This window comes from Hoskinsella mucinilytica, from assembly GCF_045223415.1.
Classification (GTDB): Bacteria; Bacillota_I; Bacilli_A; order Erysipelotrichales; family Erysipelotrichaceae; genus Hoskinsella; species Hoskinsella mucinilytica.
Map to the genome: position 1 here is coordinate 84,119 of NZ_JBEQZJ010000006.1, position 13,678 is coordinate 97,796.

9 protein-coding genes are annotated in these 13,678 nt (G+C 35.3%); 5 read left to right on the plus strand and 4 right to left on the minus strand.

From position 1 onward, the window contains the following. Nucleotides 1-502: 502 nt before the first annotated feature. The gene (locus tag UGRO018_RS03435) at nucleotides 503-2,881 is read right to left on the minus strand and encodes a ribonucleoside triphosphate reductase (RefSeq protein ID WP_416325054.1); all 2,379 of its coding nucleotides are present in this window, start codon (nucleotides 2,879-2,881) and stop codon (nucleotides 503-505) included. Between the two features lie 15 nt (nucleotides 2,882-2,896). Further along, the gene (locus tag UGRO018_RS03440) at nucleotides 2,897-4,036 is read right to left on the minus strand and encodes an anaerobic ribonucleoside-triphosphate reductase activating protein (protein WP_416325055.1); all 1,140 of its coding nucleotides are present in this window, start codon (nucleotides 4,034-4,036) and stop codon (nucleotides 2,897-2,899) included. Nucleotides 4,037-4,259: 223 nt separating this feature from the next. On the opposite strand from UGRO018_RS03440, the gene UGRO018_RS03445 reads away from it, so the two are divergent. Beyond that, on the plus strand, nucleotides 4,260-5,324 hold the full coding sequence (locus tag UGRO018_RS03445; protein WP_416325056.1) for a metallophosphoesterase: 1,065 nt from the start codon (nucleotides 4,260-4,262) through the stop codon (nucleotides 5,322-5,324). Nucleotides 5,325-5,340: 16 nt separating this feature from the next. Here UGRO018_RS03445 and UGRO018_RS03450 read toward each other — a convergent pair whose 3' ends face one another. Together UGRO018_RS03450 and UGRO018_RS03455 are read right to left on the minus strand one after the other, a co-directional pair. Further along, nucleotides 5,341-6,465 carry a DUF2974 domain-containing protein gene (locus UGRO018_RS03450; protein ID WP_416325057.1) on the minus strand — a complete coding sequence of 375 codons (1,125 nt, stop codon included), beginning with the start codon at nucleotides 6,463-6,465 and terminating at the stop codon, nucleotides 5,341-5,343. 82 nt (nucleotides 6,466-6,547) lie between these two features. Further along, nucleotides 6,548-8,542 carry an oxidoreductase gene (locus UGRO018_RS03455; RefSeq protein ID WP_416325058.1) on the minus strand — a complete coding sequence of 665 codons (1,995 nt, stop codon included), beginning with the start codon at nucleotides 8,540-8,542 and terminating at the stop codon, nucleotides 6,548-6,550. Between the two features lie 126 nt (nucleotides 8,543-8,668). Here UGRO018_RS03455 and UGRO018_RS03460 point away from each other — a divergent pair, with 126 nt between their 5' ends. The 4 genes from UGRO018_RS03460 (at nucleotide 8,669) to UGRO018_RS03475 (ending at nucleotide 13,234) form a co-directional block, all read left to right on the plus strand. Next, complete coding sequence (locus tag UGRO018_RS03460; protein ID WP_416325059.1) at nucleotides 8,669-9,259, plus strand: TetR/AcrR family transcriptional regulator; 591 nt, start codon at nucleotides 8,669-8,671, stop codon at nucleotides 9,257-9,259. A gap of 117 nt (nucleotides 9,260-9,376) precedes the next feature. Continuing rightward, nucleotides 9,377-11,485, plus strand: a complete 2,109-nt coding sequence (locus UGRO018_RS03465; protein WP_416325060.1) for a hypothetical protein — start codon at nucleotides 9,377-9,379, stop codon at nucleotides 11,483-11,485. Between the two features lie 12 nt (nucleotides 11,486-11,497). Further along, nucleotides 11,498-12,139: a putative bacteriocin export ABC transporter gene (locus UGRO018_RS03470; RefSeq protein WP_416325061.1), complete on the plus strand. Its 642-nt coding sequence runs from the start codon at nucleotides 11,498-11,500 to the stop codon at nucleotides 12,137-12,139. A 93-nt stretch (nucleotides 12,140-12,232) separates the two neighbouring features. Further along, nucleotides 12,233-13,234 (plus strand): LacI family DNA-binding transcriptional regulator, encoded by a 1,002-nt coding sequence (locus tag UGRO018_RS03475; protein ID WP_416325062.1) that lies wholly within the window; start codon nucleotides 12,233-12,235, stop codon nucleotides 13,232-13,234. Nucleotides 13,235-13,678: the final 444 nt, after the last annotated feature.

The window sequence follows — 13,678 nt, forward strand, 5'->3', positions numbered from 1 at the left end:
GATTGTTTTCATTGTTAAGTAAATATGATTTATTATTTAAAATTAAATGCCGATAATCCTTTAAACTAAGGTTCATCGGCATTTTTCTGTATGGTGATGATATCAAAATCATAGTATGTATATTAAAGTTTCATAAAAAATTTGTGAATGATTGTAATTCATTTGATTCCCCCTACTTTAGATCATAATAAAAAAATGAAGAAATAAAAAAATTACGTATATAAGTAAGTAGGGAGGTACTTTGAAATGGAAAAGCATTCCTATTTAGAGTGGAAAAGGAGTACATACCATGGATGCGACAGTCTCACTGATCGTAATCTTGATTCTAATCTGCGTAATTCTAAAAAGATAACGTAGAGATATGATGATAGAGATTCTGGATTGGTCCTTATCACTGTTCAGAAGTTCATGAATGAAAACTTTTCCGTTCTTGGGAATTTTTAGGTTTACATAACTAAAAAAGAAAGAATATAGGCTTTATACTCTTTCTTCATCAAATTTATTAGGATTGTACTTGTTCGATATATTTTCGTATGTTGCTTGCATTCGCATACACTTGATAATCATCCTGATCAATAACAACTAGAGTAGGTGCTTGCATAATTGCATATTTTTTGGTTAGTTCTTGACGTTCTTCAGCATCGATTTTTTCATATTCAATACCGGCACCTTGTAACCAGTTTGTTGCAATTTTACAATTTGGGCAGGTCTTTGTTGTAAATAATAATACTTTTCCTTGCTTAATTTCTTGATTTTCCATAGTGGTTGTTGTTTCTTTTTTTGCGATTGCATCTCTTCCTTTTAATACAGAATGTCCGATATCATAAGTTTTACGTTCCTTATATTCTTGTGATTTACCTTCATTCCAGTTTTGTACAGGACGATAATATCCAGTGATACGACTCCATACCTCCGTTTTCTCACCACAAATAGGGCAGGTATATTCTTCACCAGTGATATAACCATGGTTCTTACAAATAGAATAGGTTGGAGATAGAGTATAGTAAGGCAATTTATAGTTTTGCGCAATCTTACGAACCAAAGAAGCCGCAGCCTTCCAATTAGGTAGTTTTTCTCCAAGGAATGCATGGAAAACGGTACCTGATGTATACAATGTTTGAAGCTCATCTTGCACATCCAAAGCATCAAAGATATCCTCCGTATAACCAACCGGTAAATGAGAGCTATTCGTGTAATATGGGGTATTTTCATCTTCTGTAGCAGTTATGATATCAGGATAGCGTTCTTTGTCGTGTTTAGCCAAACGATAAGTTGTAGATTCTGCAGGAGTTGCTTCTAGATTATATAAGTCACCATATTCTTCTTGATAAATAATCAAACGCTCTCTCATGTGGTTTAATACTTGTTTGGTGAATTGCTGTGTTTCGGTATCTGTCATATCTTTGTGAAGCCATTTAGCATTCAAACCAACTTCATTCATCCCAATCAACCCTAAAGTAGAGAAGTGATTGTTGAAGGTACCGAGGTAACGCTTGGTATAAGGATAAAGACCTTCATCTAACAATTTGGTGATGACCGTACGTTTTACTTTTAAGGAACGTGCGGCAACATCCATTAAATGGTCTAGACGTTTATAAAAATCATCTTCATCTTTTGCAAGATAGGCGATACGAGGCATGTTAATAGTTACAACACCAACGCTTCCTGTACTTTCTCCACTACCAAAGAAGCCACCGGATTTTCTTCTTAATTCACGAAGATCTAAACGCAGACGACAGCACATACTTCGTACATCACTAGGTTCCATATCACTGTTCACATAATTAGAGAAATAAGGTGTGCCGTATTTGGCAGTCATTTCGAATAAAAGCTGATTGTTCTCTGTTTCAGACCAATCAAAATCTTTTGTAATGGAATAGGTTGGAATCGGATATTGGAATCCACGTCCATGAGCATCGCCTTCGATCATAATTTCGATGAAAGCTTTGTTGATCATATCCATTTCTTTTTTACAATCTTTATATTTAAAATCTACTTCTTTTCCACCGACGATACAATTTAATTCAGCTAGATCATTTGGAACCGTCCAATCTAATGTGATATTGGAAAAAGGAGCTTGTGTTCCCCAACGACTTGGCGTATTCACACCATATATAAAGCTTTCAATGCATTTTTTAACTTGATCATAATCTAGTTGATCTACCTTTACAAATGGAGCAAGATACGTATCAAAAGAGGAGAATGCCTGAGCACCGGCCCATTCATTTTGCATGATACCAAGAAAATTTACCATTTGATTACATAGGGTAGCCAAATGACTTGCCGGTTTACTGGTGATTTTACCAACAACGCCACCTAAACCTTCTTGAATCAGTTGCTTTAAGCTCCAACCGGCGCAATAACCGGTTAACATGCTTAAATCATGAATATGCATATCGCCGTTTTTATGTGCTTGCGCAATTTCATCATCATAAATTTCAGAAAGCCAATAATTAGCGGTTATGGCACCGGAATTATTTAAAATCAATCCACCAACAGAATAGGTAACAGTAGAATTTTCCTTCACACGCCAATCAGTCGCTTTGACATAACTATCCACAAGATCTTTATAATCTAGAATCGTTGATTTCATGTTACGGATCTTTTCTCTTTGTTTACGATATAAAATATAACCCTTTGCGACATCAGCATATCCGGCTTGAATCAAAACAGATTCTACACTGTCTTGGATATCCTCTACAGCAATGGTATCGTTTTTAATTTTTGGCTCAAAATCACTGGTAACTCGTAGTGCCATCATATCAATGACACTAGGGTGATATTGTTTTCCTTGAGCATCAAAGGCCTTACTGATTGCGCTGGCAATCTTTGTGATGTTGAATTCTGCAATCTTTCCATCTCTTTTGATAACGTTGTACATTTTTCATTCTTCCTTTCAGATTCCTCTTATCAAAGTATTCTCTATATAAGGCTTTAACTGTGCTTGATAAGCTTCTAGTTCTTCTTTTTCAAGCCCATGAAGTCCTTGCTGAATGACACATTCTCCATCTTCAAAATTCTGAAGATAGTAGGCGTTTGCTCCTTTTAGCCATGTGCCAATGGCTAAGATATCTTCTAAGCGATGATATTCCTTTACCACTGTAGTACGAAATTCATATGGAATAGAGCCTTCCATGAGAAAACGTACACTTTCTTCAATGGAAGTCAGATCCATATGATGTATTCCCGAGGTTTCTGCATAGCGCTCTTTGCTGTTTTTGATATCCATCGCAACATAATCCACCAGACCTTCCGCAACCAGTTCTTTCAACTTATCCGGATTGGTTCCATTGGTATCTAATTTAATGGCATATCCGAGTTTTTTGATTTTTCTTAAAAAAGGCTTTAGGGTTCCTTGGAGCAATGGTTCTCCTCCACTGATACAAACTCCTTCTAATATAGAAACACGTTTTTTTAAGAAGGATAGTACATCATCAACAGGTAGTTCTGCCATGTTTTCCGGAAGAAATACAAGATCTCCATTATGACAGAAAGGGCAACGAAAGTTACATCCACCCGTGAAAATGGTACAAGCCATCTTTCCCGGATAATCTAATAGGGTAAGCTTTTGAAGGCCGAAGATCTTTACATCTTCACTTGCTTGCTCTACATCATATTGCATTGCATTTTCGGTGATCTTTTCTTGAATGACTTCATACTGATGTATTTCTTCTTGAGTGAGATTCTTGGTCAAACGTTCCCACCATTCTCTTCGAATCAGATAAAGTTCACTGATGATATTTTTGGTGGCATCTGTTGTATATAAGCAACGAACACGTTTATCATCCTTACCTGGTACACTTTTGACATATCCAAGTTCTTCTAGCTTTTGAATGCTTTTGGTAATCGTTCCTTTATCAAAAGCTCCTTTATATGCTAGATTTTGCATGGTAATACCTTCATTTTCATAGATCAGGATCAAAAATAAAATTTGCCCTGCACCAATCTGATAATCTTCAAGCTGTTTGTCATAAAACTTTTGCGCACAGCGATACAGAATGGAATTGTTCATCAATAAATAGTTACTGCTCTCCATATGTTGTTATCCTTTTTCAATTAGTTGAACTTTCAACTATTGGTATGATACCACGCAGTTCGACACATTTCAATAGCATGAAATCACTTTCATAATTTTCATAATAATACATTGATGTCTATCGATATCTTAGTCAAAAAGATGACTTTGTCTAACTTTCGTTTTTGTAAGAACCATGAAGTGCCATACTATGTTATGATAATGTAGAAAGAAGGTATTACATATGATGATGCTATTTCTCTTGGCTTGTTTATGCCTCATGGTCTTTTGTATGTATGATGTATATCGGTTTTTCACTGTCAGTATGAACTTTCGATATCAAAAACAATGCTATATCGGTTGTAGTATCTTGGTGGCGATATCAATGATCCTACGCTTTTCTTTTCATTTTTATCAAATCGAATCTGATTTACTTTCTACCATGATCTTATATATATGTAGTTATAGCTTTTTTGTATATATTCTATTATTTTTTGTATATTGGGCCTATCGTTTCTATCATCGCTATCATCCAAATGCAATCGGAAAACGGTGGTTTCTGATTACGCTGCTTATGGCTAGTTTGATCACAAGTTTTAGCTTATGGAATGCTACACAGATCAAGAAAAAGGAATATGTGGTTCCAATAGCGGGGCTCACAAAGGATATGGATCTGATGTTGGTTAGTGATCTTCATATTTCTACCAGTGTGAAACATACCCAGATTCAAAAGCTATTTACGTTAGCCTCACAAGAGCGTGTAGAAGCGATTTTGATTGCTGGTGATTTATTTGATGAATCAACGACGAAAAAGGATATGCAATATTTTTGTGATCAAGCAAAACGATCTCGACAACAAATATATTATGCCTTAGGAAATCATGAATCGCTATCCCCAAATAAACAAGCATATCTGGCAATGTTAACGAAAGCCAATGTGAAGATATTACAAGATGAAACAGTGCTACTTGATCATCAATTATTATTGGTAGGAAGAAAAGATAAAATGGAAAAACATCGGAAACCACTTGCGGATCTCGTTTCTCAAAATGAAATGGTGTTGGTGATGGACCATCGACCTGTATATGATGAAACAAAGGTTGCATTACAGGTGAGCGGGCATACGCATAATGGACAAATTGCGATAAATCAGCTATTCACCAGCATCGTTTATCCTCATATTTACGGAAGTTATGATGATCCTTATCCGATGATCGTGACGAGTGGCTATGGTACATGGGGATTTCCGATGCGACTTGCAAGTCAAAATGAATATGTTATCCTACATATCGTAAATACAGCAAAATAGAAAAAGCAGTACACCGTTAGGAAACATGATCGGGCGTACTGCTTATTTCACTTAGTGTTGAAAAAGACATTTCTTCTATTGCTTTGCGCATACTGAGGAAAAATGAAGATAAGGTTTCATTCATGATTTTTCTAGTAGAAGGATCGATATTGTTCAATGCTTTGACGATGATGGTCATATTTTTAAGCTTATTTTCCTTCAGTTCTTTTAGACTTTTGGCATTCGTAGATTGAAAGATATCATACATGGCATCAATAAAGGTAGCACGCTGCTCAGGGGTTAACTTGATAAGCATGTTCTTCATCGTTTTATCCATCAAAATACTAGATGTATCCACCATGGTAAGGGTTAAAAAACCGGCACCCATGACTTGCCAAGAATAGGGATCGTGTTGCCATAAGGAAATCTGTGTACTTTTGACAACATGATATTCTTCCTCATGATTTAATAACATACCAACAACACTAGATTGAGGTACATAACTATGAATTTTTGAAACGATTCGTTGATAGCCTTCTCTTTTCAGCATCGAATCATTAAATCCAGGACCATCATTGTTATAGATTGCCTGAATCCGATGTTGTATCTCTTCTTTCACGCTTGCACTTGCATATACAGCTAAATTACCACCCTTACTATGTCCACCGACATATAATGCTCCATGTGTATGTTGAGCAATTTTAGTGAGATATTCTTGTGCTTCTAATTGACTTGGAATGGTATCCAGAAAGGTCATATTGAAATCTTCTTTCCAACCGATGAGGGTATTATCCGTACCACGATAAGCAACATAAGTATCTGAGCCATGAAATTGGAAGGCTAAAGCAGAGAACTGTTTTTGTTGTTCTTCATCGATATGGTCTACATAAGAATGTATTTTTACCTTTCCATAACGAACACTTTCTGCCATCATACGTAGTAATGTGAGATCATGTTCACTACGATAGCGTTGTTCATCTAAGGAAAAAAACAAATTGCTTGCTTCCTTGATGGTAAGTGACTTCTTCTTGGTTTTTTGAAATACTTTGGAAAAACGAAGATAGGAAAGCGTGGCGAACACCAAATTATCTACTTCTTGAAAAGGGGCATTTGAAAAGGAAAGATCACCACGCCATTTGATATAAGTTAATATATTATCCATAAAATGACTCCTGTTCTTTTTCCCATCTATTATATCACAAGGATAAAACAATGCAAAAAATACAAAACAGGATCACAAAGATTTAAAGGTGAGAACAAAGCTCGTAAGCATCCCAGATGCCTTCCATGATATCTTTAGGATGAGAACTATCTCCGATATTGTAAATATCTTTTGCTCTGGTCAGGATGTTATGATATAAAGTAGATTCACTACGATAACCTAATGCAACTATAACATTTGATGCAGGAAGTTCTTTTTGTTCCTCTTTTTCTTTTACGATGATACTACCATTCTTGACTTCCATTAACGTTGTATTTAAGTGGATATCTGTATGGTAATGCTCTAAAAGTTCCATGATCATCTGTAAGTTCATATCTGCTGGAGCACCGGTTGACATCAACTTATCTGCCATTTCAATGATCGTTGTTTTCTTACCTTGTTGAGCAAGCCAAATCGCTAATTCACAACCAACAAGACCACCACCAATGATGATAGCATCTTCTTCTATTGTCTTAGTGCCTTTTAACACGTCCACTGCTGTATATGCCTGATCCAATCCCTTGATGGCAGGTAAGAAAGGTTTGCTTCCGGTCGCACAAAGTACGACATCTGCCTGCATGATGCGTGGATCATCTTCTTTGATTTCTTCATTCAAACATACATTGACTTTCAATTCTTCTAATTGATGTTCATACCATTTGATCAATAATTTTCCATCATCCTTAAAGGAAGGAACACTAGCCCAAGTATACATACCGCCTAGATGATCTTCTTTTTCTACTAAGGTGACCTCATGTCCTCGTAAAGCAAGGACCCTTGCGGCTTCTAAGCCTGCTGGACCACCACCGATGACAAGTGCATGTTTTCTTTCTTGTGCAAGAGTGAATGCCGCTTCTTTTTCTCTATTACATTGTGGATTGATTGCACAAGACATCAAACGCATAGAATGTGCACGAGCAAAACAACCATCATGGCAAGATAAACAAGGACGAATATCTGCTTCCTTACTCATACGCATTTTATTGACGAAATCAGGATCAGCTAACAATGGTCTTCCTAATACTACCATATCACAAATATTTTGGTTGATGGCATCACTTGCTAATTCAGGATATCCCATACGACCGGCCATAAGAACAGGGACCTTCACAACTTCTTTCACTTTCTTTGCGAATGGCATGTAAAGACCTCGTTCTTGGAAGAAAGGAGGATGTGCCCAATACCAAGCATCATAGCTACCTACATCCACATTCAAAGCATCATAACCTGCTTCACTTAAAATCTTCGCAAATTGTAGACCTTCTTCGACATCTCGACCCATTTCCGGATAGTCCTCCCCAGGTAGAATACCATGACGTTTCGCACGGATAAAGCTTTTTAACGAGAATCGTAACATGACAGGGAAGTCTTCACCGCATGCTTGTTTTACGGCTTTTAATATGGCTAAAGGAAAACGTAGTCTACCCATCATATCGCCACCGAATTCATCTTCACGTTGATTGAATAATGTCATGGTAAAGTTATCTAATAAATAACCTTCATGTACAGCGTGGACCTCAATGCCATCAGCACCCCCCATTTTCGCAAGCATAGCGCATGTCGCAAAATCTTTGATCAGCTCATAAACCTCATCAGTTGTCAAAGCACGATGTTGAATGGAAGGATCCCAACGATTGGTAGTTGCACTTGGTGCTACAAAGGTATTGTCTAGTATCATTGCGGGAATTGCACTACGTCCCAATCCTGCGCTCAATTGAACAAAGAGTTTAGACCCGTAGCTGTGAATGCCATCACTCATTTTCTTTAGTTGTGTCATGTACTCCTGTGGATCTTCTAATGGACATGGAAAACTGGCTTTCCGATGTTTTTCAATCCGATTTTCAATGAAGTTTGCTCCAGTGATGATCAAACCGGTACCACCCTTGGCACGTTCTTTGAAATAGTCAATAGATTCCTGTGCATACGCCCAATGATCCGTTAATTGCCCCATGGCCATAGGAGCCATTGCGAAACGATTGCGTATTTCGATCTTGCCGATGTGTAACGGAGTAAATGCAGTTTCATAAGATGTTTTCATTTTCATACCTCCAAAAAATGAACGTGTTCATATATGTCTATGATAGCGCTTTCTTAAAGCTGTGTCAACCCTTGTATTCCTTCATTTCAACGTGTAAAATAAAGATAATAGAAACGAGGGGTCGTTATGCAGATAAAAGAAAAGAGTAAATCAGAATTGACCAAAGAGAAAATCCAACATTCTGTCGCAAAGCTGATGAAATGTGTGGATCTTTCTGAACTAAATGTGAGAGAAATTTGTAAAGATGCCGGTATCTCGATCGGTACCTTTTATTTGTATTTTCCTTGTAAAGAAGCAGCAGTATTGTATTGTTATCGGCAAGCAGATCAAGTTTTTGATGATATGGAATTATCCCAAACACCGTTAGAAAATATAGAACAGATACTAGATACCTATGTGCATATGGTATATTTGAATGATATGTCCACGGTAAGACAGCTTTATGTATGTCATATCAAATATCATGATCCTTATTTTTTTGATGAAAACCGTCCGGTGTTTATTCGCCTTTATCATGAAATCGAAAGCATCGTACATGATCTAGATGCCAGTAAACAAATCGCAATGCGTATCTTAACCATGGCAAGAGGTTTGATTTTCCATATCTGTTGTATAGAAAAAGAACAAATACCATCCAATTGGTATCAAAGCAGTATAGAGGAATTAATGCAATATGTGTTTTTTTTGATTCATGATTTGACAAAGACAAAGGAATAAACTATACTATATATAGATGATGTGATGGTATTCATTCTTTAGAGGGTGTATTCATTCTTTAGAGGGTGTATTCATTCTTTAGAGGGTGTATTCATTCTTTAGAGGGGATGATATTCTATGAAAAAGTTATCTGTGATCATGTCTGTTTTACTAAGCACCTTATTTTTTATTACGGTGTTTTTTTCATTAGGTAATCAGAATTTCATGACCATCATAGATACAAATGCTTATTTTAATACCGTTGATTTATCAAAAGGAAAAGCCATACAAATTTATTTAAAGGAAGAAGTTGCATCAGATGAAGAATGTCAAAACTTTTTCTATCAACTTTTCAAAAAGTATCATGCAGTTGCTGTAGGTACTGCTCAATATAGGGGCATTGAACTAGAAAATACTGCTACATATGTCTATGCAGAAACCAATATTTACGAAGGACAATTTGAATCTAAGGATCAAGTACAAATTGATTACTCAAGCAATACGGAAACATCGTATTATACATCGGATCCTTTGGATCAACAAGGAGCTTTGATTGATTACTTGAATCCTATGTTTTATAATTACTCCAATGTTATCTCTTATCATCCTTGGCATCAGGCGAAAAATTATCGTATGCCTGTATTGATCAATGTTGATGGTATCAGTGTAGAAGAATTTCAAAGGGTAATCAAAGGTACTCCTTGGGAGAAAAGTTTAAGAGATGTAAAAGAACTGGATTCATATTCGATTAAAAACTCAGTCACGGAAGAGGGAATTCAATTTGATTCCTATCATCTTTTAAGTGTCAGTATGGGATTATCCTTTGCGTCTTTGCTTTTGATGATGATTGTGGAAATCGTGAAACACAAGAAGTATGTTGCAGTAGCGCAATTGAATGGAATTAGTAAAACAAACATTATAAAAAAGAAATTCTCAACCTATCTTTTGAGTATTTTCTGTGGCTTTAGTGTTTCACAATTATTGTTATTATACTTTGTAAGTGGACCTTATAGAAATATAAATCGAGAGTTATATCAAGTGATAGGGCTTGCAATCGTTGGCTTTTTTGTATTAATGTTAATCGTGATTGCGTTTTTATATGGGTATTTATGGATGTTTTGTGATTTTAAAGATTTGAAAAAGAAAAAAATGAATTTGATGAGTATTCGAATAAATATTATTTTAAAAATTATATTAACGGTTGGGTTGATTTCACCATTTGTCTCCTTGGCTAAAGATAGCTATCATCAAATGATTCGAACAGTAGCCATGTATCAAATGAAAGAAGAAAGCCAACATCGATATCAGGTAATAAATAATGTAGAGTCTTACCAAACACAATCAGATATAGAAATGATTATGAAGATCAATCAGTTTGTTGTTCAGGAATGTCATGGTAAAACATTTGATTTTTTTGATTGGATGCTTCATTATCACGATGCGCAAAAGGATGGTGTTAAGGAGGAATATGAAATTCCTTATGTTGTTGTGAATCGAAATTATTTAAAAGATTATCAAATAAAGCATGATGAAAATCATAAAATAATAGATACTGATGCTTTAACGAAAGGTGTATTGCTTGTGCCAAAACGCTATGAGAACACGGCATCTTTACAAAACTATATCAATCAACTTCATCCTTCTCAAACGATATGGATAGAAGATTTAGATCGTTCCTTACGACCACTTAAGTTTTCGGAAGTGGACGAAGCTGGAGAATATCTAAATAATCCAATCATCTATTTATATGATGAACAAGATGAAATGAGTGCTTATTATATGAGTGATTATTATGTTGATACAGATGATTTACAAGGCATAGATGAAAAATTAAAAGCACAAAATTTAGATCAGATGATATATTTCAATTCTATGCTACCGGAAATAGAAAGAGAGTTTAATAAACAATTTATCACTTTTACGTCTATGGCATTTTTATTCTTTGGTTATCTATGTGTTTATTTGACCTTTGTATTTCAAAGTGTGTTTGTATATCTGGATGTATATCAAAAGAAACTATCTATACAATATTTACAAGGGTATTCTTATGCAAAACGATACTATGAGATTTATATCCTTAATTTATGTGCTTATATCTTAGCCAGTATTGCTGTATATATGTTATATGAAATAGCGTTAACTGCTATTCTCTACTACATTTTATTCTTTGGTCTGATTGAAATCTTATTTATCATATATCAAATTAGACGCTTTGAACGTCATTCTGGTTTAAAAGCTTTGAAATAAAAGGAGGGTACTATGAAAGCATTACAGATAAGAGGCATCACAAAGGCTTATGGAAAAAATATAGTAATCAAAGATTTTGATTTAGACGTGGAGGAACAGGAATTTGTCTGTATCATAGGAGAAAGCGGTTGTGGAAAAAGTACGTTGTTGAATATGATCGGCGAATTGGAAAAGCCAGATCAAGGAACCATTACCTACTTTGATAAAAAAGGTTATCCACCATATTCTCGAGGAGCGGAAAAGTTACTGCGATATGAAATAGGTTATTTATTTCAGAATTTTGCACTTGTAGACGATGAAAGCGTATATCGTAATTTAGAGATGGCTCTTACTTATCAAAAAGGAAATAAAAAAGACAAAATTATGAAGGCTTTGGAAGAAGTGGGATTAAGTGGATTTGAGAATAAAAAAGTCTATCAATGCTCAGGTGGGGAACAACAGCGTATTGCTATAGCAAGATTACTTTTAAAACCATGTAGAATCATCCTTGCTGATGAACCAACGGGAAGTCTAGATCCGCATAATAAACAAATTGTGATGGAACTTTTGAAAAAAATGAAGCAAAGTGGGAAAACGATCATCGTAGTGACTCACGATAAGGAAGTATCAGAAATCGCCGATAGAGTCCTCACCTTAACAAAACTAACCAAGTAAAGGCAGCTATGTGTTCGCTGCCTTTTTAAAATATCGTTGTATATTTGGATGAGGTAGCTTATAATAGATTCAAAGTAAAGGATGAAGTAAATCATGAAAAAGAAGCTGACAATGCAGGATATCGCAGATATGAGTGGTGTCACAAAAAGTACAGTATCAAGATATTTTAATGGGGGATATGTCAAAGACGATACTAGGAAAAAAATAAGGGAGATCATAGAAAAATACCATTATGAACCCAATGCATTTGCACAAAGTCTGAAGGCAAAATCGAGTCGGATCATTGGTGTCATTGCACCTTGTCTAGATTCAACAGTAACCAGTCGTACAATGATGGCGATTGATGAATATCTTAGAAAAGAAAATTATATGTCATTGATTATGAATACGGATCATGATGAAAAGTTGGAACTAAAATATATGGAAAGCTTATGGCGGATGAATGTTGATGGCATCATCTTGATCGCAACACAAGTTAGTGATGCACACTGTTCTTTGGTGAAAAAAATGGATCTGCCTTTTGTTTTTGTTGGTCAAAAATATGAGGATGGGATATCCATATTATATGATGATTATCGAGCAGGAAAAAAGGTAGGCGAGCTTGCCGCAAAGCATGGACATAAAGATATTGTTTATATTGGTGTGCATGAAAGTGATCAATCCGTTGGTGTAGAGCGAAGGGATGGCATCATTCAGGCGTTAAAAGAACATGGCATCACAAATGTGGAACAACTATATGCGGATTTTAATTTTGATGTTGCTTATGATAAGACGAAAAAATTGTTAGCGAAAAGAGTTCCTGATATGATCATTTGTGCGACAGATAAACTGGCATTAGGTGCTTATAAAGCCATTCAAGAAAAGGGAATTCATATTCCGGATGAAATATCATTGATTGGTTTCGGTGGTTATGAAATCAGCTCTTTATTAACACCGAAACTGACCACGATACGATATGATAGTGATACAGCAGGATATATTGCTGCTGAAACAATGGCAAAACTTTTGAAACAAGAACCAGTCCCTAGTGTACAAATTGTAGGATATGAATTATTAGAGGGAGATAGCATTAAAGATATGAGTGACCAGACCTAAGTGTCTGTTTTTTTACAATTAAGTGCTTATTTACTTATCATGAACTAGGAGAATTATGAAATATTTTAATCATATCAGCTTATTGTAAGATAAGTGTATAACTGCAATAACATAACCAACCAAGTATCAAAATGAAAGAAAATTTGAAGAATTTGGCCAAAAAATATAAGTTTTTTTAATAATTGATACAAATGCAAAGTTTTGTGTTATCATATCTACCATAAAAAATGAAAGGGGGTTTGTGGTGATGGTCATAGTATTTCATAGTGATTAAAGAATATCGTACTTTGTTTTGATCAAAACGTTGGTGATGAATGAGTATCGTTAACAAAATTTGATGTGTTTCAAATCATAAAAAGTATGTAAAATTTTCTTTATCTGTTTACATTTTATGGTTAACTTAGTATAATATGATTGTAGGATAGGTATATCCATGCATCGTAT

Excerpts from the sequence above, each read along its gene's own strand:
- UGRO018_RS03435 (WP_416325054.1), bottom strand. The coding sequence starts at position 2,881 with ATGTACAACGTTATCAAAAGAGATGGAAAGATTGCAGAATTCAACATC.
- UGRO018_RS03440 (WP_416325055.1), bottom strand. The coding sequence starts at position 4,036 with ATGGAGAGCAGTAACTATTTATTGATGAACAATTCCATTCTGTATCGC.
- UGRO018_RS03445 (WP_416325056.1), top strand. The coding sequence starts at position 4,260 with ATGATGATGCTATTTCTCTTGGCTTGTTTATGCCTCATGGTCTTTTGT.
- UGRO018_RS03450 (WP_416325057.1), bottom strand. The coding sequence starts at position 6,465 with ATGGATAATATATTAACTTATATCAAATGGCGTGGTGATCTTTCCTTT.
- UGRO018_RS03455 (WP_416325058.1), bottom strand. The coding sequence starts at position 8,542 with ATGAAAACATCTTATGAAACTGCATTTACTCCGTTACACATCGGCAAG.
- UGRO018_RS03460 (WP_416325059.1), top strand. The coding sequence starts at position 8,669 with ATGCAGATAAAAGAAAAGAGTAAATCAGAATTGACCAAAGAGAAAATC.
- UGRO018_RS03465 (WP_416325060.1), top strand. The coding sequence starts at position 9,377 with ATGAAAAAGTTATCTGTGATCATGTCTGTTTTACTAAGCACCTTATTT.
- UGRO018_RS03470 (WP_416325061.1), top strand. The coding sequence starts at position 11,498 with ATGAAAGCATTACAGATAAGAGGCATCACAAAGGCTTATGGAAAAAAT.
- UGRO018_RS03475 (WP_416325062.1), top strand. The coding sequence starts at position 12,233 with ATGAAAAAGAAGCTGACAATGCAGGATATCGCAGATATGAGTGGTGTC.